Here is a 19,331-nt window from a genome sequence, read left to right on the forward strand (position 1 = left end):
ATGGAGAAGTTCGTCACCCACACCGGCATCGCGGCCCCGCTCAAGCGGTCCAATGTCGACACCGACCAGATCATCCCCGCCGTCTTCCTGAAGCGCGTGACCAAGACCGGCTTCGAGGACGCGCTGTTCCACGGCTGGCGTCAGGATCCCGACTTCGTGCTGAACCAGGCGGCCTTCCGCGGCGCCTCCGTGCTGGTCGCGGGTCCCGATTTCGGCACCGGATCCAGCCGTGAGCACGCCGTGTGGGCGCTGCGCGACTTCGGCTTCTCGGTCGTGCTCAGTCCCCGGTTCGCCGACATCTTCCGCGGGAACGCCGGCAAGCAGGGGCTTCTCGCGGCGACGATCTCGGAAGAGGACCTCGAGCGGTTCTGGGCGGAGATCGATCGCAACCCCGGCACGTCGATCACGGTCGACCTCGAGGCGCGCACCGCCGCGATCGGCGACGTCCAGGCCGACATCGGGATCGACGATTACACTAGATGGCGGCTCCTCGAAGGGCTCGATGACATCGGGCTCACACTGCGCAACGAAGACAAGATCGTGCAGTACGAGGCCCGCCGCGAGTCGTGGCGGCCCCGCACCCTTCCCATTCAGTGAGTCGGGAGGTCGGTGGGCCAGGGGGCGTCCGCCCCGATATCCGTGAATGAAGTGAGGCTCCGAATGACGACACCCGTGCGCGATGCTCTTCCGGACGGAGCCCCGGCTCTCACCGGCGACGTCCTCACCATCCGCGGCGGGCGACCGCTGCGCGGCCGGGTCGACGTCAAGGGTGCGAAGAACCTCGCCACGAAGGCGATGGTGGCCTCTCTGCTCGGCGAGACCGTCAGCACGCTGCGGGACGTCCCCGCGATCAGCGACGTCGCCGTGGTGCGCTCGCTGCTCGAGGTGCACGGCGTCCGCGTCTCCGAGGGGGACGAGCCGGGTTCGCTGGTGTTCGACCCCAGCGACGTCGAGTCCGCGCACTTCGAGGAGATCGACGCGCACGCCGGTGCGTCTCGCATCCCGATCCTGTTCTGCGGCCCGTTGCTGCACCGTCTGGGCCAGGCGTTCATCCCCGACCTGGGCGGCTGCCGCATCGGCGACCGACCGATCGACTTCCACCTCGACGCGCTCCGCAAGTTCGGTGCCGTGGTCGAGAAGCTCCCCAGCGGCATCCGCCTCTCCCGGCCGGGTGCGCGTCTGCACGGCGCGAACATCCACCTGCCGTACCCGAGCGTCGGCGCCACCGAGCAGGTCCTGCTCACCGCCGTGCGCGCCGAAGGCGTGACGGAGCTCCGCAACGCGGCCATCGAGCCGGAGATCATGGATCTCATCGCGGTGCTGCAGAAGATGGGCGCCATCATCTCCTACGAGCCCAACCGGGTCATCGTGATCGAGGGCGTCGAGAAGCTGCGCGGATACGACCACCGTTCGATCTTCGACCGGAACGAGGCCGCGTCGTGGGCCTCGGCCGCGCTGGCCACCGACGGCGAGATCTTCGTCGGCGGGGCCAAGCAGCAGGAGATGCTGACCTTCCTCAACGTCTTCCGCAAGGCGGGCGGCTGGTTCGACATCCAGGAGGACGGCATCCTGTTCCGTCGTGACGGCGAGCTCAAGCCCGTCGTCATCGAGACCGACGTGCACCCCGGCTTCATGACCGACTGGCAGCAGCCGCTCGTGGTCGCCCTGACCCAGGCGAACGGTCGCTCCGTCGTCCACGAGACCGTGTACGAGAACCGCCTGGGGTTCACCGACGCCCTCGTCAAGATGGGCGCCGACATCGTCGTGCACCCCCGCGGGCTGCAGGACGGACCGCGCCGCGTTCCGCGCCGTGACCTGGAGCAGGCCGCCGTGGTCACGGGTCCCACTCCGCTGCACGGTGCCGACATCGTCGTTCCCGATCTGCGCGGCGGCTACAGCCACGTGATCGCGGCCCTGACGGCCACCGGCGAGTCCACGGTCTCGGGCGTCGACATCCTCAGCCGCGGATACGAGAAGTTCCTCGCCAAGCTCGACGCGGTCGGCGCCGACTTCGACGTCATCCGGTGACGGGCATGCGTGCCCGGTCTCCGGAGACGACTCGACCGAGCGTCTTCTGGCCACTCGCCGCGATCGCGGTGCCGTTGATCTCCCTGCTCGCCAAGGTGCGCGTCTCCGGCGCGGAGAAGCTCCCCCGTGAGGGGTCGTTCGTGCTCGCGCCGAACCACTACTCCGAGTTCGACCCGCTCGTCGTGGCTCTGGCCGTGTGGCGCATCGGTCGTGCTCCGCGGTTCATGGCGAAGGAGAGCCTGTTCCGAGTTCCGGTCCTCGGCTGGGTGCTGAAGCGCACCGGGATGATCCCGGTGGCGCGCACCTCGTCCGCCGCCTCGGCGAAGCAGACCATGGCGCAGTCCGCGGCGCTGGTGGAGCACGGCCGCGGGGTGATCGTGTACCCGGAGGGCACGCTGACGCGCGACCCCGAGCTGTGGCCGATGCGGGGGAAGTCCGGCGCGGTGCGGCTCGCACTGGCCGACGGCATCCCGCTGATCCCCATGGCCCAGTGGGGAACTCAGGAGATCATGGGGCGCTACCAGAAGGGTCTGAGTCTCTGGCCGCTCCGCAAGCCCGTGCGCGTGCTGATCGGCGACCCGGTCGACGTCTCCGATCTGCGAGCGCGAGCGGGGGAGCCGGCTGCGCTGACCGAGGCGACCGCGAGGCTCATGGACGCGATCACGAAGCTGCTCGAGCAGCTCCGCGACGAGAAGGCTCCCGCCGAACGATGGAACCCGTCGACGCATGGACAGAAGGAGACGGGTCGCCTTGACTCCTAGGAGAACCACCCCGACGGGCCCGCGCGTCGCCGTCATCGGCGCCGGCAGCTGGGGCACCACATTCGGCAAGATCCTCGCCGACGGCGGCGCTCAGGTCACGATGTGGGCCCGCCGCGCCGAGCTCGCCCATGAGATCGACGAAGCCAAGCGCAACTCGCGGTACCTGCCGGGCATCAATCTTCCGCGATCGATGGCGGCCACCCATGAGCTCGCCACGGCGCTGCACGGCGCCGAGCAGGTGTACCTCTCGGTGCCGAGCCAGTCGCTGCGCGAGAACCTCAAGGCGCTGCGCCCGCTCCTGGCCGAGAGCGACGCGAAGATCGTCAGTCTCATGAAGGGCGTCGAGCGCTCCACCGGGCTGCGCATGAGCCAGGTGATCCAGCAGGAGCTTCGTTGCGATCCCGATCGCATCGCCGTCGCCTCCGGGCCGAATCTGGCGCTCGAGATCGCCCGTGAGCAGCCGACCGCGGCCGTGATCTCCTCGCGGAGTCAGGAGACGGCCGACATCGTCGCGCGCGCGGCCCGCAACAGCTACTTCCGGACGTTCGTCAACACCGACGTGATCGGCACCGAGTTCGGCGGCGTGCTCAAGAACCTGATCGCCGTCGCGATCGGCATCGTCGACGGCGTCGGCTACGGCGAGAACACCAAGGCCTCGATCATCACGCGCGGGCTGGTCGAGATGACCGACTTCGCGGTGGCCAACGGCGCCCACCCGGAGACCCTGCAGGGCCTCGCGGGTCTCGGCGACCTGATCGCGACGTGCCAGTCTCCGCTCAGCCGCAACAACACCGCCGGGCGCCTGCTCGGACAGGGATACAGCTTCCAGGATGTCGTGAAGCAGATGCAGCAGACGGCCGAGGGTCTCGCGTCCGTCGCGCCGATCCTGCAGCTCGCGCGCGAATCCGAGGTGGACATGCCCATCGTCGAACAGGTGAAGATGGTGCTCGACGGGAAGATGGACCCCCGCGACATCGCACCCCACCTGACGACGGACGACGACACCCCCCAGGGTGAGAGGACCAACCATGGACAAGCAGACGGTGGTGGTGCTCTTCGGAGGACGCTCCAGCGAGCATTCGATCAGTTCCGCCACGGCGGGGGGCGTGCTCGGCGCGATTGATCGCGCGCGGTACGACGTGATTCCCGTCGGGATCACACGGGAGGGGGCCTTCGTCCTCGAGGACGACGAGCCCGCCAAGTTCCCCCTCGACGCCGAGCACCTGCCGGAGGTCGTGGACAACGGCACCCGCGTGCGCTGGCCGGAGCCCGGCGGCGACCGCACGCTCCGCGTGGTGCAGACCGACGGTGCCGTGACCGATCTCGGCGAGATCGACATCGTCCTGCCGATCCTGCATGGTCCGCACGGCGAGGACGGCACGATCCAGGGGTACTTCGACACGCTCGAGGTGCCGTACGCCGGGGGAGGCGTGCTCGATTCGGCCCTCTGCATGGACAAGCACTTCATGAAGATCGCCCTGCAGGCCGCCGGGCTCGCGGTCGCTCCGTCGGTGACGGTGCGCCGTCGCGACTGGGACCGGGATGCCGGTGCTGTCCGCACGGCCGCGTCCGAGCTCGGGCTGCCGCTGTTCGTCAAGCCGGCTCGTGCCGGCTCCAGCGTCGGCGTCTCGAAGGTCGAGGCCGCGGAGGAACTCGACGCCGCACTCCTCGTCGCCTTCGCGGAGGACGACAAAGTGCTGATCGAGGCCGGTGTGACGGGGCGGGAGATCGAGGTCGCCGTTCTGGAGGGAGCCGACGGCACGCGCGCCTCGCTTCCGGGGGAGATCGTGCTCACGTCGCGGGGGTTCTACGACTTCGAGGGCAAGTATCTCGGCGGTGACGGTGTCGACGTGGTCTGCCCGGCGGAGCTCACCGAGGCGGAGCTGGCCGCGATCCAGGACGCGGGCATCCGCGCGTTCGAGGCGGTCGACGGGCGCGGTCTCGCCCGTGTGGACATGTTCCTGCTGCCTGACGGCGGCCTCGTGGTGAACGAGCTGAACACGATGCCGGGGTTCACTCCGATCTCGATGTTCCCCAAGTGCTGGGTGGCTTCGGGGCTCAGCTACGGCGAACTGATCTCCGAGCTGATCGAGGCCGGCCTCCGCCGCTGACCGTCAGCTCGCGGGGGTCTCGACGCGATCCGTGCACTTCGCCGTCGCGGGCGCGAGGCCCGGCTGGATGCTCGAGGAGAGCGCGTCGACCACGGTGGCGAAGTCGATCTCCTCGCCGCGACGGATGTTGACCTCGACGGCGGGGTCGCGCCCGTAGGTGACCAGGCGCTGCCGGGTGTCCTCCTGATCGAGGACGAGCCAGTCGACGCCGCCCAGCGTGGTGCACACCAGGGCGGACGGTGCGGGCGGCTCGACACCGCAGCGCAGGACGATGGTGGGATCTCCCCACGCACCGGTCGCCTGGGCGTCGGTCCACACGCGGTCGAACCCTCCGACCGTGTCCGGGAGCAGCACGGACACCGAGGCGCAGCCGGGATCGTTCGCCGCGGCAGCGGGTTCGAGGTGCACGGTCTGGGAACAGCCGGACAGGAAGGCGACCGCGATCACCGCACCGGCAGCGGCTGCGAGGCGGCGGAGAGGGGACATGCTTCCAGGCTACCTTTGACACCATGTCCTCCCGACCCGATGCCGATGATCCGCGCCTGGGCGACCTGTCCGAAGGCCGCATCCTCGAGGCGATCCTGTCCCGCATGGTGCCGGCGTCGCACGCCATCATCGGCCCCGGAGACGATGCGGCGGTCATCGCGGCGCCCTCGGGGACCGTCGTCGCCACCACGGACACCCTCGTGCACGGACCCGACTTCCGGCTCGCCTGGTCGAGCGGCTACGACCTGGGTTGGAAATCCGCTGCGGTCAATCTCGCCGATGTGGCCGCGATGGGCGCCACCCCCACGGCTCTGCTCGTGGCTCTCGCCGTACCGCGCGATCTGCGGCTCTCGTTCGTCGAGCGGCTGTCGGACGGCTTCCGGGAGGCCTGCGCGGCGCTCGCGCCCGGGTGCGCGGTGGTCGGTGGGGATCTGACGACCTCCGACGTGCTCACGGTCGCCGTGACGGCGCTGGGCGATCTCGGCGGACGCCGCGCCGTGCTGCGCAGTGGTGCGCGCCCCGGCGACACCGTGGCGGTGGCGGGAGAGCTCGGACACGCCGCGCGCGGTCTCTCGATCCTGTTCGGGCGTTTCACCGACGGCGACGTTCCGGTGCCGGTCGACCCGGCGAGACTCGAATCGGGGGAGCGCGCCGCGCTGTCCGCGCAGCTGCGCCCCTCGCCGCCGATCGGACTCGGTCCCGTGGCGGCCACCGCGGGCGCGACCGCCATGATGGACGTCTCGGACGGGCTCGCGCTGGATGCTCGCCGGCTCGCCGCGGCGTCGGGCGTCACGATCGCCCTCGACCGGGCCGCCCTCGGCGCTGACCCCGATCTTGCTCTCGCCGGTGGTGAGGACCACGCGCTGCTGGCGACCTTCCCGACGGGGATCCTTCCACCAGGGTTCCGCGTGATCGGCGAGGTCCGGACCCAGGGTGAGGCCCCGCTGCTGTGCGACGACATCCCCGTCGATGTGACGGGCTGGGATCCCTACCGCGACTGGGATTCCGCGTCCGGCTGACCCGTCGCCTTCGAGTCCGCCGCCTCGGCGGTGTCCGCCTCGGACGGAGCGGCCCACCAGAGCGTGGTGTCTCCGTAGTTCCTCTCCCGGACCAGGTCCAGTCCGGCCCCGGCGAGGTCCGGGGCGGTCGACCGCTTCGCGCGTTCCACGATCACGATCGCGTCGGGCGCGAGCAGCGGCGACAGCATCCGTAGGTCTTCGTCCATGGCGGCGTCGCCGATGTCGTAGGGCGGGTCCGTGAAGACGAGATCGAACGGTCCCACGGCGCGCTGGAGGTAGGCGCGGACCGAACTCTCGTGCACGCGGGTCGGGGCATCGATGCCGGCGCGCCGGATCGTGGCGGCGTTCTTCCGGATGATCGCCGCCGCGGCTCGGCCGCTCTCCGTCAGATCGAGGCTCGCGGCGCCGCGGCTGAGGGCTTCCAGACCCAGAGCCCCGGATCCGGCGTAGAGGTCGAGCACCCGTGCGCCCGCGATCGCGTCCGCCGCGTCGAGCGCACCGAACAGCGACTCCCGGACACGGTCGCTCGTCGGACGGGTGCCGGTCGGGGGGACGTCGAGTCGCGCACCACCGGCGCGCCCGGAGATGATCCTGGTCACCCGAACACGATACCGACCGGCGCGCGACGGGGGTGTCCGCGGCGTTCTCTAGACTCGGAGCATGTCGCTCACGCTGGATTCGTCGCTCGAGGAGGCCCTCGGGGCGGCGTCGGCCAAGTCGCTCGATCGCGCGTTCGGCATGAGTTCCGTCGGCGACCTGCTGGCGCACTATCCCCGCCGCTATGCCGATCCGGGAGAGCTCACACCGATCCGCGATCTCCCCCTCGGGGAGACGGTCACCATCGTCGCGGAGGTGCTCTCCTCCAGCTTCCGACGCATGCGCAACAAGCCGGGGGCGATGGTCGACGTCGTCATCGGCGACGGCATCGGACGCATGTCCCTGACCTTCTTCGCCAAGAACATCGGCGCCGCGGAGTGGCGGTCGAAGGATCTCGCCGTGGGTCGCCGCGGGGTGTTCTCCGGCAAGGTGGGCATGTTCAACAACGTCACCCAGTTCGCGCACCCCGAGTACGAGCTGTTCGACGACGAGGATTCCGCACGGCGACGCGCCGATGCCCGCGCGGCGGTCCCGATCCCGATCTACCCGGCGACGTCCACGCTGCAGACCTGGCAGATCGCGCGTCTCATCGGTCGTGTGCTCGACGATCTCGCGGAGGTCCCCGACCCGGTCCCGGAGCAGGTGCGGCAGAAGGAGGAACTCCTGACCGCCTCGGTCGCGCTGGAGCAGATCCACCGCCCGCGCACCAAGAACGACATCGATCCCGCCGTGCGCACTCTCCGGATGCATGAGGCGCTGACGCTGCAGACCGCTCTGCTCCAGCAGCGCGCCGCCGTGCGGGCGCTGTCGGCCACGGCGCGCCGAGCGTCCCCGGGCGGTCTCCTCGAGCGATTCGACGCGACGCTTCCGTACACGCTCACGCCGGATCAGCAGACCGTCGGCGCGCAGATCGCCGATGACCTCGTCGGCGCCTGGCCGATGAACCGACTCGTGCAGGGAGAGGTCGGCTCCGGCAAGACGCTCGTCGCGCTGCGCGCCATGCTCCAGGTGGCAGAGAGCGGAGGGCAGGCCGCGCTGATCGCCCCCACCGAGGTTCTCGCGGGCCAGCACCTCCGCTCGATCGCCAAGATGCTCGGCCCGCAGCTGGCGCCGCTCGTCATGCCGACGCTGCTGACGGGGCAGATGCCGGCCGCGGAACGACGCAAGGCCGCACTGCGGGTGGCGTCCGGGCAGGCGCTGATCGTGGTCGGCACGCACGCTCTCCTGGGGGAGAAGACCACGTTCGCCGATCTCGGGCTCGTGGTCGTCGACGAGCAGCACCGGTTCGGTGTCGAGCAGCGTGAGGCCCTCCGCGCGAAGGGGTCCAGTCCCCACGCGCTCGTGCTCACGGCCACCCCGATTCCCCGCACGGTCGCGATGACGGTCTTCGGAGACCTCGACACCTCGGTGATCCGCACCATGCCCGCCGGGCGGGCCGGCATCCAGACCTTCGTGGCGCCGCTGGCCGAGCATCCCGGCTGGTTCAACCGCGTCTGGGAACGTGCCGCGGAGGAGATCGCACAGGGGCGGCAGGTCTTCGCGGTGTGCGCGGCGATCGACACCACGACGAAGACGACGGACGGGACCGAACCGTCGGCGCCGCCGCCCGAGGGTGCGAGCGGTCCGCGGTGGGGGGTCGTGCAACTCGATGAGGTGCTCGCGACGCATCCGATCCTCGGCGGTCTGCGCCGCGCCGTGCTGCACGGCAAGATGCCCTCCGACGAGAAGGATGCCGTGATGCAGGCCTTCGCGCGCGGGGAGATCGACCTGCTTCTGGCGACGACGGTGATCGAGGTGGGTGTCGACGTACCGAACGCCTCGACCATGATCGTGCTCGACGCCGACCGCTTCGGCGTCTCCCAGCTGCATCAGCTCCGTGGACGTGTCGGGCGCGGCGGCGTGCCGGGGCTGTGTCTGCTCGTGACCGAGGCGGAGGCCGAGACCCTCGCCCGCGAGCGGGTCGATGCGGTGGCGGCCACCCTCGACGGTTTCGCGCTGGCGGAGGTCGATCTCGAACTCCGCGGCGAGGGCGACGTGCTGGGAGCCGCACAGGCGGGAGTGCGCTCGTCGCTCCGGCTGCTGCGCGTGGTCAAGGACGCCGGGCTGATCGCGAGCGCACGCGACATCGCCGAGGCGATCCTCACGCACGACCCCGAACTGGCCGAGCACCCCGGTCTCCGCGAGGTGATCGGTCGGCGGGTCAGCGAGGCCGATCGTGCGGCGCTCGCGAAGAACTGACGCTCGGGTCCCGCTCGTCGATCCCCTCGGCCCGTGCCCTAGGCTGGAATCATGAGCAGTCGGATCGCCGTCGTCCCGGGTTCCTTCGATCCGCCCACGCTGGGCCATCTCGATGTCATCCGCAGAGCCGCGAGTCTGTTCGACGAGCTTCACGTGCTGGTCGTGCACAACCCGGGGAAAGAGGCCATGTTGCCGATCGCCCAGCGGCTGGCACTGCTGGAGCGTTCGATCGCCGATGACGGCATGGCCGGGAACATCGTGATCGGGTCGTGGAGCATGGGGCTCCTCGTCGACTATGCCCGCGACGTGGGCGCGGGAGTGCTCGTGAAGGGCATCCGCTCGCAGATGGATGTGGCCTACGAGTCGCCGATGGCGATCGTGAACCGCCACCTCGCCGACATCGAGACCGTGTTCCTGCTGCCCGATCCGTCGCACGCGATGGTCTCGAGCTCTCTCGTGCGTCAGGTCGCGTCGCTGGGCGGAGACGTGTCGCCGTTCGTCCCCGAGGCGGTCGCGTCCTTCCTGGACACGGGCGCCCGCGGCATCTGAGCGACGCCTCGTCTGAACCCACGTTCAGGGGGAGCCGGTAACATTGAACAGTGCGCTCCCGACTGAACGGCCCCTTCATCCTCCCCGCCCGTGACATCGTCCGGCGCCCGGGCGAGATGCGTGAGCACGCATTCTCCGTGGCGCTCAAGGAAACCTGGGGCGAGGGCATCGTCTCCCTCGAGGCAGGTTCCGAGATCGATCTCGACGTGCGTCTCGAGTCTGTTCACGAGGGGATTCTCGTGACCGGCGCGGCCGATGGCGAGTACGTCGGCGTCTGCGGCAGATGCCTGATCGACATCGTCCGGCCCGTCGAAGTCGAGTTCCAGGAGCTTTTCGCGTATCCTGGTGAGGAAGAAACTGACTTCGAGGTTCAAGACGACCACGTGGATCTTGAAACTCTCGTCAGGGATGCGCTAGTTTTGGCGCTTCCTTTTCAGCCGGTGTGCCAGCCGGATTGCCCGGGTCTCGACCCGAAAACGGGTGAACGACTGGCCGTGAGCACCGGAACGGAGCAGGTGGCTCCCATCGATCCTCGGTGGAGCGCGCTCCAACACATCACAGACCAAGACGGCGCGGAAGAATCGCGTGCCGCCGAGAAAGAAGAGAGCTAGTCATGGCTGGTAACCCCCCGAAGCGCAAGGTATCCCGTTCGAACACCCGCTCGCGCCGCGCGCAGTGGAAGGCGGCACCCATCGCTCTCGTCAAGACCATCGAGAACGGCCAGGTCGTCTACAGCCGTCCCCACCAGGCGAAGGTCGTCACCGACTCGCAGGGCACCGAGCTGTTCCTGGAGTACAAGGGCCGCAAGGTCGCCGACGTCTGAGTCACGAACAACGATCGTGACGGAGGTCCCCGGGGGGATGCGACCTCTCCCAGATAAGCTCCGCGTCGACATCGACGCGGAGCTTCTGGAGTTGGCGCTCACCCATCGCTCGTACGCCTACGAGAACGGCGCGATCCCGCACAACGAGCGCCTCGAGTTCCTGGGCGACTCCGTCCTCGGTCAAGCCGTGACGGTGATGCTGTTCACGACGCACCCCGATCTCTCGGAGGGCCAGTTGGCGAAGCGACGCGCGAGTGTCGTCTCGACAGTGGCTCTCGCCGAGGTGGCGCGAGGCATCGACCTCGGCAGTCACCTGCGGCTCGGGCGTGGCGAAGAGCAGACCGGCGGGCGCGACAAGGATTCGATCCTCGCCGACACGATGGAAGCCGTGATCGGTGCGACGTACCTGTCGGCAGGCCCGGAGGCGGCGACCGAGCTCGTGCTCCGTCTCACCGCTCCTCTGCTCGCCGACCCCGAGCGCTACGGCGCGGCGATGGATCCCAAGACGAGTCTGCAGGAACTCGCCGCACGCGTCGGCGCGACCCCGCCGCAGTACCTCATCGAGGCGAGCGGACCGGATCACGATCGCCGTTTCACGGCGACGGTGATCGTGGGCGACGTCAGCATGCGTGGTGTCGGCAGCAGCAAGAAGACGGCGGAGATGGCTGCGGCCCTCAGCGCCTGGCGCATGCTCAGCGAGAGTGCCTGAGCTTCCCGAGGTCGAGGTCGTCCGCGCGGGTCTCGCGCCGGCGGCGATCGGCTCTCTGATCACCGCGGTGAGCGTGTTCGACGAACGGGCGCTCACCCGGCATCCCGCGGGTGCGGCCGATTTCGTCGCCCGCCTCGAGGGACACACGGTCGCGGGAGCCGAACGACGCGGCAAGTTCCTCTGGCTGCCGCTGGCTGCGAGCGACACCGCGCTGATCGCGCACCTGGGGATGAGCGGGCAGATGCTGCTCCGCTCGCCCGATGCCGCGTCCGAGCGTCACGAGCGGGTGCGGATCCATCTGGAGCACCCGATCCACGGGGAGCTCGCGGTCGTGTTCGCGGATCAGCGCACTTTCGGCTCGCTTGCCGTCGACCCGCTGATCCTCGACGGCCCGACCCTCATCCCGTCCCAGGTGCGCCACATCGCGCGGGATCTCCTGGACCCGCTGTTCGACGACGCCGGGTTCCGCCGGGCGCTGGCGCGACGCAAGAGCGCCGTCAAACGCGTGCTGCTCGACCAGAACCTGGTCAGCGGTATCGGCAACATCTACGCCGACGAGTCGCTCTGGGCGGCACGCATCCACCCCGAGACACGGGCCGATCTGCTGTCGACGCAGGCGGTGAGACGGCTGCTGACCGAGGTCCGCGCCGTGCTCGCGAAGGCCCTCGCCGAAGGGGGCACGAGCTTCGATGCGCAATACGTGAACGTCAACGGACAGGCCGGCTACTTCGCGCACTCGCTGAACGCGTACGGACGCGGGGGGCAGCCGTGCGCCCGCTGCGGCACGCCGATCCGCCGCGAAGCGTTCATGAACCGGTCGAGCCACTTCTGCCCCCGCTGTCAGCGTCGGCGCTGACACTCTGACCGACCTCATCGTTCGTCGAGCACGGTGACGATCGCGCGATGGTCGCTCCCGGCGTCGAACGAGGTGATGACGCGCGCGCCGCGCGCCGCCCAGGCAGAACCGATCAGCACGTGGTCGATCGGCGCCGCTGCCCAGGTCGGAGCAGCGGAGGGCCAGGTCCCGGTTGCGCCGTCACCCGCGGCGAGAGCGGCGTCGTCACATCCGCCGATCAGGGCGCCGTCGACGCCGAGTCCGGACATGTGGTCTACTGTCGCGTTGAGGTCGCCGGCGACGATCACATCCGGTGCATCGCAGATCGAGGCGATCCAGCGGAGACCCGCATCCCAGTCCTCCATGTGCGCGAACAGGGGCGGAAGGGGATGTGCCGCGACGACGGTGGGTCCGGTGCTCTCGACCGGGCGCCACACCGCGCTCGGCAGTCCCGGTGTCGACCCGGCAGCGGTGTCGATGCGATACTCGCCGAGTGCCTCGGCGATGAGCACCGAGGTCGGGATACCCGAATAGTCGTTGTCCGCGCGCGTCGTGTCGGGCGCCATCCGCACGCCACCTGCGGCCAGGATTCGTACGATCTCCGCCGCGGCGTGCTCATCCGTCTCGGGAAGGCTCACGATGTCGGCTTCGACGTCGAGCACGAGGCGCGCGACGTCGGCGGGCGAGGTGGCGCCGCCTTGGGTGTTCCAGGCCACGACGGTCAGATCGCCCTCCGGGAGTTCGGCGCTCGAACCACGCTGCAGCAGCACGGCCCCGTTGCCAGCAGCGGTCATGCTGAGCACCATCGCCATCGCCGCGGCCACGCCCCAGCGATGCCTGAGCAGGGCGATGATCCCTGCGATGACGGCGACCACCGCGAGTCCGAGGGCGAGTGGTGCCCGGAAGGAGATCAGCTGCGCGATCACCGGCGCACGCTGCGCCCCGAATGCCTGCGGCCAGGAGAACAGCACCGCCAGCGGCAGGCCGATGGCCAGTGAGACGAAGAATCCGATGAGACGGCGGGGACGTGTCGGCGCACGCTCGGCACGGCTCATGCGGCGCTGAACGATCGCGCGAGCAGCGGCCGCGTCGCCCGGGTGGTGAGCCAGACGATGGCGATTCCGAGCCCCACCACCAACGCGATCGTGAGGAGAGATGCGGGCGCGGTGATCACGGCCATACCCATCAAGGGGAAGACGAGCACGGCGGCACACACGGCCGAGCCCAGCGCCGTGATCAGCAGCGGCGACATGATGGCCCGCCGTCTGGCCCGGTCGACAGTGTCGAGCGGCATCCCCAGGTGGTGCAGGCTGCGGTGCAGCTCTCGCCGATCGAGCACGTCGGATGCCTGATTCACGCCGACCGACGCCGCCACCATGAGGAACGAGCCGATCAGGGTGATGATGAGGCCGGTGCGCATGTCCGTGGCGAGCGTGGCGTCGGCGTCGGACGCCCCCATCACGTTCAGAAGCGAGACGCCGGTTCCGGCGAACACTGCGATGAAGCTCGCCATGGCGATTCCACCGATCTGACGCCACGCGGCTTTCGGAGAGTCGAGGACGAGACGCGCGGCGAGGAGGCGGTCCGGTCGCTCGGCGCGTCGGAGCTGTCCCGATGCCGTCACCCCCAGCACCCAGGGACCGACCAGATTGAGCACGGCGAGGGCGCCCGCGAAGAGGCCCGAGAGCACGACGACGGTGGCGACGAACCCGGCCATCCCCGGGAAGACCGAGACCAGTGCGAACGAGATCGCGAGGACTCCGACCGCGATCACCGCCCGAACCCAGTGCACTTTCGAGACCGTGGTGCGCATGCGAACACCGAGCGGTGAGACGACGACCTGGCGCAGGCCGATCATCGCGCTGACGGCCGCGAGTGCGAGGACCCCGAGGATCACGGCGGCAACCGTCCACGGTGGCAGCAGGACGCCGTCGAGCCCCAACGGCTCCCCGCGGAAGGGGATCAGGGCGATCAATGGGCTGAGGGCGAGAGAGCCGAGCAGACCGAGCAGTGCACCGCCACCGGAGAGGAGCACGGATTCGGTCACGGTGGCTGTCGTCACGCCGGCAGGGGAGACCCCGAGCAGTCGGAGGGTCGACAGCCGGTCGTCGCGGCGGCGGGCGGACAGGCGGGCGGCGGCTCCGCCGAGCGATGCCAGCGGCACCACCAGCAGGACGAGGGCGATCGCGGCGAGCGCCTGATAGATCGGGGCCATCTCGTCGGTCCATGTCCAGAACGACTGTGCACCGCCGACGACGGTGAGCACGAGCGTCGTCACGACTCCGAACGCGATGACGGGCAGGACGACGACACTTCGATCACCGTTGCCGGGTCGCAGCAGCATCCTCAGCACGTGCCGGTTCATGCGGCCACCGAAGAGGAGATGACACGGCCGTCGCGCACGGCGACGGTGCGCGTGCACCGTGCCGCGACCTCGGCATCGTGCGTCACGACGATGAGCGTGCGTCCCTGTGCGGTCGTGGACCAGAGCAGGGCGTCCATGACCTCGTCGGAGGTCCGCGAGTCGAGGGCTCCCGTGGGCTCGTCCGCGAAGATGAGCTCGGCCCCGGTCGCCTGCGCGCGCGCGATCGCGACACGCTGCGCCTGTCCACCGGAGAGTTCACCGATGCGGCGATCCTCCATCCCTGCCAATCCCAGGGCCGCGAGCCAGGCGGCCGCGTGGGGGAGCGCATCTCTTCGGGCGACGCCGTTGATCATGCTGGCGAGGGCGACGTTCTCGACGGCGGTGAGCTCCGGGATCAGCAGCCCCTGCTGGAAGACGAAGCCGAAGCGTTCACGTCGCAGGCGGGAGCGACCGGACTCGCCCAGCTCGGTCACCTCGATCGGCGCTCCCTGGGCGGGGCGGAAGGTCACGCTCCCGGCGTCGGGTGCGGTGATCCCGGCGAGAACGTGCAGGAGAGTCGTCTTGCCGGAGCCGGACGCTCCCATGATCGCCACGGATTCGCCGCGTGCGAACGCGAGGTCGACCCCCGCGAGAGCGCGGGTCGTGCCGAAGTGCTTGGAGAGGGCGTGGGCTTCGATGACGGGGATGTTCATGCCTCCAGCCTTCCCACTCGTCGCCGCCTCGTCGTCGCTCGCATGGATGAAGGTGCGGCCCCGAACGTCATCCCGAGGGATGAGTTCGGGGCCGCGAACCCTACGCTCTCTTCTGCCAGGCCGCGCCGTACGACACCGCACGGAACCCGAGGGCTTCGTTGATGGCGAGCATGGGCCGGTTCTCCTCGGCGTTGAACGTCGACACCCGCGGGGACAGCGGCGCGGCCTCCCGCCACCGCAGGAGCGGAGGTCGCGCAGAGCGCTGCTATCCGATCGCGCGGAAACGGATGCCGGCGGCTACCGAGTGCGCGAGGCGCGGCGCAGAGAATGCGTGCGCGGCAAGGCCTGTGGCCTGAGCGTCGAGCTGAGTGATCATCGGTAACCTCCTTTCGTGTGGCGATCCGGTGGCCCACCGTAGCGAGGGTTCACAGGAGACGTCAAGCATTCGTTCCGATCCTCGGCGTGTCGTACCGGAGTCGGGATCATCCCCCGCCCGCGCGGGATGCCAGCGCTGGCGCGGGATTCCGGTAGCGTATGGCCGTGATTCTTCCCGGACGAGCGGTGCCCGCATGCATCTGAAGAGCCTGACGCTCAAGGGCTTCAAGTCGTTCGCGCAGCCGACGAGTTTCGTGTTCGAACCGGGCGTCACCTGCATCGTGGGACCGAACGGGTCCGGCAAGTCCAACGTCGTCGACGGACTCGCGTGGGTGATGGGCGAGCAGGGTGCGAAGTCACTCCGCGGCGGCAAGATGGAAGACGTCATCTTCGCGGGCACCTCCACGCGGGGGCCGCTCGGACGCGCGGAGGTGCAGCTGACGATCGACAACGCCGATGGCGCGCTTCCGATCGACTATGCCGAGGTCACGATCAGCCGCACGCTGTTCCGCAGCGGTTCCAGCGAATACGCGATCAACGGCGAGAACTGCCGGCTGCTCGATGTGCAGGAGCTCCTGAGTGATTCCGGACTCGGTCGAGAGATGCATGTGATCGTCGGTCAGGGGCGGCTCGACACCGTGCTGCAGGCATCGCCGGAGGACCGGCGCGGCTTCATCGAGGAAGCGGCTGGCATCCTCAAGCATCGTCGACGCAAGGAGAAGACCCTCCGCAAGCTCGACGCGATGGAGACGAACCTCACCCGTCTCAGTGATCTCGCCGGTGAGATCCGTCGCCAGCTGAAGCCGCTCGGACGCCAGGCGGAGATCGCCCGCGAGGCGCAGACGATCGCAGCGGTCGTGCGCGACGCCAAGGCCCGGATCTTCGCCGACGACGTCGTGGCGCTGCGGACGGCGCTCGCGGATCATGCCCGAACGGAGAACGAACGCCACACCGAGCGCCTCGTGCTGTCGGATCAGGCTGACACCGTGCGGGCGGGGATCGCGCGACTGGAACAGGATCAGAATTCGGTCGCGGTGGATCAGGCGCGGAGCGTGGCCTTCGGTCTGGAACAGGTGCAGGAGCGCATGCGCGGGCTCTTCACGCTGGCGAACCAGCGGCTCGCGCTGCTGGGTTCCGACGAGGACCACGCGGCGGTGACCGCGATCACCGTGACCCAGACGACGATCGATGAGGCGAAGGACGAGATCACCACGATCGCGGCGGGTCTCGGCGATGCGCAGGATGCGGCGGCAGCGGCCAGTCGCGAGGTCGTACTCGCGCGCGCGGAACTCGACACCCTCGACGTCGACATCGCGGAGCAGAGCGCCCTGGTCTCCCAGTACGACATGCGGGTGACAGCACTTCGCGGCGCGGCGGATGCGGCCGCGTCCGCTCTCGCTGCGGTCCGCGGCGCCGTGCTCCGTCAGGAGAACGCGCTCGAGGCCGCGGATGCGCGTCGACGCGCGGCCGCGGAGGCACGGGAATCGATCGACGGGGCGGAGGCGCCGGAGGGATCGGCCGCCGAGCATTCCGCCGCATACGAGGCGGCCCAGCGAGCGGCGACGGCTGCGGAAGCGGAACGGGAGTCGCTGCGGGACCGGCTGCATGCCGCGGAGCGCGAGGCTGATTCCCTCACCGCGAAGGCCGCGGCGCTGAGCAGCGCGCTGGCGGTGTCGGGCGGTGCCGCCGAGATCGTGAAGTCCGGCGCACAGGGCGTGCGCGGACTCGTCGGGGATGCCGTGCAGGTGCGCGCCGGCTTCGAAGCTGCGGTCGCCGCCGTTCTCGGCCCCCTCGCAGAAGGGGTGCTCGTGGACACCGGCGCGGATGCCTTCGCGCTCGCTCAGGACGCCGCCGACGCGCGCAGGGGAGTGGTCGACTTCGTGGTCGCCGATGCGATCCGCACCCCCATCACGCTCCCGTCCCTCCCCGGTGTGACGCCCGCCGTCGACACCGTGACGGCACCGGACGGCGTCCTGGGGATCCTGGCGCACGTACTGATCGCCGACAGCATCGAATCCGCTCGCGACGCCCGCTCGGCACTGGATGCTGCCGGAGACGACGCCACCACGATCGTCACGGTGCGGGGCGACGTGATCACGGCCCAGACGCTGCGCACCGGCTCGGGCGGCGAACGTTCGCGTCTGGAGCTCGCCGCCGAGCGGGATGCGGCGGTGGAGCGGCTGACCGAGATCCAGGTCGTGGTCGACTCTCTGCGCGAGGCCCGCACGGAAGCAGACGACGCGGTCGAGACGACTCGCCGGCACGCCAAGGACTCGCTGCGCGCTCTGCGTGAGCTCGATGCCGCGCTCGCGACCCACGCCGAGCAGGTCAACCGCATCACGGTCCAGCATGAAGCGGCCGCAGCGGAGTGCGAGCGGCTGGAGGCCGGGCTCGCGCAGGCGCAGGCGGCCGTGGCGGACGCGGAGGCGAAGGCGGACTCGACCCGGAGCGCGGTCGAGGATGCGGTCGCGGCGCCACGTCCGGTGCTGGACGCGTCGGCGCGCGACGGCCTGCTCGAGGCGCTCGAGTCGGCGCGCGAGACCGAGGTCAGGGCGCGGCTGGAGATCGAGACTCTGCGGGAGCGTGTGCGCGCGGCGCAGGCGCGCGTGGTCGGGCTGGAGCGTCAACGTGAGCACGAGCGCGACGCCGCCGCGGAGTCCGCACGTCGGGCCGTCATCCGACGCGCCCAGCGCGAGTCTGCCGCAGGCGTCGCGCAGGAGTTGCCCCGCGTGCTGGACTCGCTCGACCGATCGGTGACGGAGGCGCGCGTCGCGCTGTCGGAAGCCGAAGCGGCGCGATCAGCGCAGAACGAGGAACTCACGGCCCTCCGTGCGCAGGAGACCTCGCTGCGGGAGCGGTTGGCAGGTCTGACGGAGAGCGTGCACGGGCTCGAACTGCAAATCCACGAGAAGAAGCTCCACCTGCACAGCCTGCTCGAGCGTGTGGCCTCTGAGCTCGCCCTCGACGAGGATATCCTCGTCGCGGAATATGGTCCGGATCAGCGGGTTCCTCGCGATCCCGGAGTCGATCCGGTCGGCGGCGACGAGCTGGACGATACGTCCATTCCGTATGACAGGCGTCTCCAGCAGCGTCGACTCGCCGACGCCGAGCGGAAGCTCGCTCAGCTCGGCCGCGTGAATCCCCTCGCCCTCGAGGAGTTCGCAGCGCTGGAGCAACGCCACGCCTTCCTGACCGAGCAGCTGGCCGATCTCACGCAGACGCGCCAGGATCTGCTCACGATCATCGCCGACCTCGACGAGCGCATGCAGACCATCTTCGCCAGCGCGTTCGAGGACACCAAGGAGGCCTTCGGGCAGGTCTTCCCGCTGCTGTTCCCCGGAGGAACCGGGAGCATCTCGCTGACCGACCCCGAGAACATGCTCACCACCGGTATCGAGGTGTCGGTGCGGCCGGTCGGCAAGAAGATCGAGCGGCTCTCCCTGCTCTCGGGTGGCGAGCGCTCCCTCGCGGCCGTGGCGCTCCTGGTGGCGATCTTCAAGGCGCGTCCCAGCCCGTTCTACATCCTCGACGAGGTCGAGGCGGCCCTCGATGATGCGAATCTCGGGCGCCTTCTGACGGTGTTCGAGCAGTTGCGTGAGAGTTCGCAGCTGCTCGTCATCACGCATCAGAAGCGCACCATGGAGATCGCGGACGCGCTCTACGGCGTCTCGATGCGGCAGGACGGCGTCTCGGCGGTGGTCGGTCAGCGTGTCGGCGACCGGGCCGCCGCGGCGAGCTGACGC

18 protein-coding genes and 1 pseudogene are annotated in these 19,331 nt (G+C 69.7%); 13 read left to right on the top strand and 6 right to left on the bottom strand.

Going from position 1 to position 19,331, the window contains the following annotated elements:
* From leuD to ACWA14_RS06740, 5 genes are all read left to right on the top strand, one after another.
* Window positions 1–597, top strand: a complete 597-nt coding sequence (gene leuD / locus ACWA14_RS06720; RefSeq protein ID WP_463797014.1) for a 3-isopropylmalate dehydratase small subunit — start codon at window positions 1–3, stop codon at window positions 595–597.
* Window positions 598–660: 63 nt separating this feature from the next.
* Window positions 661–2,028, top strand: a complete 1,368-nt coding sequence (gene murA, locus ACWA14_RS06725) for a UDP-N-acetylglucosamine 1-carboxyvinyltransferase (protein WP_463797015.1) — start codon at window positions 661–663, stop codon at window positions 2,026–2,028.
* A gap of 5 nt (window positions 2,029–2,033) precedes the next feature.
* Window positions 2,034–2,789, top strand: a complete 756-nt coding sequence (locus ACWA14_RS06730; protein ID WP_463797017.1) for a lysophospholipid acyltransferase family protein — start codon at window positions 2,034–2,036, stop codon at window positions 2,787–2,789.
* Window positions 2,755–3,912 (top strand): NAD(P)H-dependent glycerol-3-phosphate dehydrogenase, encoded by a 1,158-nt coding sequence (locus ACWA14_RS06735; protein ID WP_463797019.1) that lies wholly within the window; start codon window positions 2,755–2,757, stop codon window positions 3,910–3,912. Before ACWA14_RS06730 ends, ACWA14_RS06735 begins: the two co-directional genes overlap by 35 nt.
* The gene (locus ACWA14_RS06740; RefSeq protein ID WP_463797022.1) at window positions 3,818–4,900 is read left to right on the top strand and encodes a D-alanine--D-alanine ligase family protein; all 1,083 of its coding nucleotides are present in this window, start codon (window positions 3,818–3,820) and stop codon (window positions 4,898–4,900) included. Before ACWA14_RS06735 ends, ACWA14_RS06740 begins: the two co-directional genes overlap by 95 nt.
* 3 nt (window positions 4,901–4,903) lie before the next feature.
* Here the strand turns inward: ACWA14_RS06740 and ACWA14_RS06745 are convergent, their stop codons facing one another.
* A complete protein-coding gene (locus tag ACWA14_RS06745; RefSeq protein ID WP_463797025.1) occupies window positions 4,904–5,386 on the bottom strand; it encodes a DUF3515 family protein in 483 nt (160 codons plus the stop codon).
* A 23-nt stretch (window positions 5,387–5,409) separates the two neighbouring features.
* On the opposite strand from ACWA14_RS06745, the gene thiL reads away from it, so the two are divergent.
* On the top strand, window positions 5,410–6,405 hold the full coding sequence (thiL, locus tag ACWA14_RS06750; RefSeq protein WP_463797027.1) for a thiamine-phosphate kinase: 996 nt from the start codon (window positions 5,410–5,412) through the stop codon (window positions 6,403–6,405).
* Here the strand turns inward: thiL and rsmD are convergent.
* Window positions 6,375–7,004, bottom strand: a complete 630-nt coding sequence (gene rsmD, locus ACWA14_RS06755; RefSeq protein WP_463797029.1) for a 16S rRNA (guanine(966)-N(2))-methyltransferase RsmD — start codon at window positions 7,002–7,004, stop codon at window positions 6,375–6,377. The genes thiL and rsmD overlap by 31 nt on opposite strands.
* Before the next feature lie 61 nt (window positions 7,005–7,065).
* Between rsmD and ACWA14_RS06760 the strand changes: the two genes are divergently transcribed.
* From ACWA14_RS06760 to mutM, 6 genes are all read left to right on the top strand, one after another.
* Window positions 7,066–9,240 carry an ATP-dependent DNA helicase RecG gene (locus tag ACWA14_RS06760; RefSeq protein ID WP_463797031.1) on the top strand — a complete coding sequence of 725 codons (2,175 nt, stop codon included), beginning with the start codon at window positions 7,066–7,068 and terminating at the stop codon, window positions 9,238–9,240.
* Window positions 9,241–9,291: 51 nt separating this feature from the next.
* Entirely contained in the window at window positions 9,292–9,789 is a 498-nt protein-coding gene (gene coaD / locus ACWA14_RS06765) for a pantetheine-phosphate adenylyltransferase (protein ID WP_463797034.1), read from the top strand.
* A gap of 116 nt (window positions 9,790–9,905) precedes the next feature.
* Window positions 9,906–10,400 carry a YceD family protein gene (locus ACWA14_RS06770; protein ID WP_463797382.1) on the top strand — a complete coding sequence of 165 codons (495 nt, stop codon included), beginning with the start codon at window positions 9,906–9,908 and terminating at the stop codon, window positions 10,398–10,400.
* 2 nt (window positions 10,401–10,402) lie between these two features.
* Window positions 10,403–10,612 carry a 50S ribosomal protein L32 gene (gene rpmF / locus ACWA14_RS06775; protein WP_028502695.1) on the top strand — a complete coding sequence of 70 codons (210 nt, stop codon included), beginning with the start codon at window positions 10,403–10,405 and terminating at the stop codon, window positions 10,610–10,612.
* A gap of 37 nt (window positions 10,613–10,649) precedes the next feature.
* Entirely contained in the window at window positions 10,650–11,321 is a 672-nt protein-coding gene (rnc, locus tag ACWA14_RS06780; RefSeq protein ID WP_463797037.1) for a ribonuclease III, read from the top strand.
* Window positions 11,314–12,177 carry a bifunctional DNA-formamidopyrimidine glycosylase/DNA-(apurinic or apyrimidinic site) lyase gene (gene mutM / locus ACWA14_RS06785; protein ID WP_463797040.1) on the top strand — a complete coding sequence of 288 codons (864 nt, stop codon included), beginning with the start codon at window positions 11,314–11,316 and terminating at the stop codon, window positions 12,175–12,177. Before rnc ends, mutM begins: the two co-directional genes overlap by 8 nt.
* Before the next feature lie 14 nt (window positions 12,178–12,191).
* Here mutM and ACWA14_RS06790 read toward each other — a convergent pair whose 3' ends face one another.
* From ACWA14_RS06790 to ACWA14_RS06805, 4 genes and pseudogenes are all read right to left on the bottom strand, one after another.
* Complete coding sequence (locus ACWA14_RS06790) at window positions 12,192–13,211, bottom strand: endonuclease/exonuclease/phosphatase family protein (protein ID WP_463797042.1); 1,020 nt, start codon at window positions 13,209–13,211, stop codon at window positions 12,192–12,194.
* The gene (locus tag ACWA14_RS06795) at window positions 13,208–14,521 is read right to left on the bottom strand and encodes an FtsX-like permease family protein (RefSeq protein ID WP_463797044.1); all 1,314 of its coding nucleotides are present in this window, start codon (window positions 14,519–14,521) and stop codon (window positions 13,208–13,210) included. Before ACWA14_RS06795 ends, ACWA14_RS06790 begins: the two co-directional genes overlap by 4 nt.
* Window positions 14,518–15,213 carry an ABC transporter ATP-binding protein gene (locus ACWA14_RS06800; protein ID WP_463797046.1) on the bottom strand — a complete coding sequence of 232 codons (696 nt, stop codon included), beginning with the start codon at window positions 15,211–15,213 and terminating at the stop codon, window positions 14,518–14,520. Before ACWA14_RS06800 ends, ACWA14_RS06795 begins: the two co-directional genes overlap by 4 nt.
* Window positions 15,214–15,313: 100 nt before the next feature.
* Window positions 15,314–15,457: pseudogene (locus tag ACWA14_RS06805) on the bottom strand (GNAT family N-acetyltransferase); the annotation flags it as partial.
* 325 nt (window positions 15,458–15,782) lie between these two features.
* On the opposite strand from ACWA14_RS06805, the gene smc reads away from it, so the two are divergent.
* The gene (gene smc, locus ACWA14_RS06810) at window positions 15,783–19,328 is read left to right on the top strand and encodes a chromosome segregation protein SMC (protein ID WP_463797049.1); all 3,546 of its coding nucleotides are present in this window, start codon (window positions 15,783–15,785) and stop codon (window positions 19,326–19,328) included.
* Window positions 19,329–19,331: the final 3 nt, after the last annotated feature.

The sequence above is a fragment of the Microbacterium sp. TW_SC_2 genome, assembly GCF_055361165.1.

Excerpts from the sequence above, each read along its gene's own strand:
- ACWA14_RS06790 (WP_463797042.1), bottom strand. The coding sequence starts at position 13,211 with ATGAGCCGTGCCGAGCGTGCGCCGACACGTCCCCGCCGTCTCATCGGA.
- ACWA14_RS06800 (WP_463797046.1), bottom strand. The coding sequence starts at position 15,213 with ATGAACATCCCCGTCATCGAAGCCCACGCCCTCTCCAAGCACTTCGGC.
- ACWA14_RS06730 (WP_463797017.1), top strand. The coding sequence starts at position 2,034 with ATGCGTGCCCGGTCTCCGGAGACGACTCGACCGAGCGTCTTCTGGCCA.
- ACWA14_RS06745 (WP_463797025.1), bottom strand. The coding sequence starts at position 5,386 with ATGTCCCCTCTCCGCCGCCTCGCAGCCGCTGCCGGTGCGGTGATCGCG.
- smc (WP_463797049.1), top strand. The coding sequence starts at position 15,783 with ATGCATCTGAAGAGCCTGACGCTCAAGGGCTTCAAGTCGTTCGCGCAG.
- thiL (WP_463797027.1), top strand. The coding sequence starts at position 5,410 with ATGTCCTCCCGACCCGATGCCGATGATCCGCGCCTGGGCGACCTGTCC.
- ACWA14_RS06735 (WP_463797019.1), top strand. The coding sequence starts at position 2,755 with ATGGACAGAAGGAGACGGGTCGCCTTGACTCCTAGGAGAACCACCCCG.
- leuD (WP_463797014.1), top strand. The coding sequence starts at position 1 with ATGGAGAAGTTCGTCACCCACACCGGCATCGCGGCCCCGCTCAAGCGG.
- ACWA14_RS06740 (WP_463797022.1), top strand. The coding sequence starts at position 3,818 with ATGGACAAGCAGACGGTGGTGGTGCTCTTCGGAGGACGCTCCAGCGAG.
- ACWA14_RS06760 (WP_463797031.1), top strand. The coding sequence starts at position 7,066 with ATGTCGCTCACGCTGGATTCGTCGCTCGAGGAGGCCCTCGGGGCGGCG.
- ACWA14_RS06770 (WP_463797382.1), top strand. The coding sequence starts at position 9,906 with ATGCGTGAGCACGCATTCTCCGTGGCGCTCAAGGAAACCTGGGGCGAG.
- murA (WP_463797015.1), top strand. The coding sequence starts at position 661 with ATGACGACACCCGTGCGCGATGCTCTTCCGGACGGAGCCCCGGCTCTC.
- ACWA14_RS06795 (WP_463797044.1), bottom strand. The coding sequence starts at position 14,521 with ATGAACCGGCACGTGCTGAGGATGCTGCTGCGACCCGGCAACGGTGAT.
- rnc (WP_463797037.1), top strand. The coding sequence starts at position 10,650 with ATGCGACCTCTCCCAGATAAGCTCCGCGTCGACATCGACGCGGAGCTT.
- rpmF (WP_028502695.1), top strand. The coding sequence starts at position 10,403 with ATGGCTGGTAACCCCCCGAAGCGCAAGGTATCCCGTTCGAACACCCGC.
- coaD (WP_463797034.1), top strand. The coding sequence starts at position 9,292 with ATGAGCAGTCGGATCGCCGTCGTCCCGGGTTCCTTCGATCCGCCCACG.